The organism is Neisseria sp. P0013.S005, from assembly GCF_051958425.1.
GTDB lineage: Bacteria > Pseudomonadota > Gammaproteobacteria > Burkholderiales > Neisseriaceae > Neisseria > Neisseria subflava.
In genome coordinates this window covers 1-266 of the sequence record NZ_JBQCVL010000061.1, presented here as the reverse complement: position 1 = coordinate 266, position 266 = coordinate 1, and the positions used below count along the sequence as shown (strand labels likewise).

Here is a 266-nt window from a genome sequence, read left to right as displayed (position 1 = left end):
CCTACCCCGGAGAGCTGGTACATCTCGATACCAAACGGCTGCCGCTGCTCAAAGGGCAGAAAGCCACCGATAAGCGGGATTACCTGTTTGTCGCCATCGACGATTTCTCAAGGGAGCTATACGCCGCCATTTTGCCGGACAAAAGCGCAGATAGTGCCGCCAAGTTTCTGACCGGACACCTGATTGATTCCTGCCCATACCTGATTGAGTGCGTTTACTCCGACAACGGTACGGAATATAAAGGCTCGGCCAACCATGCTTTCGGT

1 pseudogene is annotated in these 266 nt (G+C 53.8%); it reads left to right on the top strand.

From position 1 onward, the window contains the following. Positions 1-266 (top strand): annotated as a pseudogene (locus ACTHTA_RS11500) (IS481 family transposase); the annotation flags it as partial.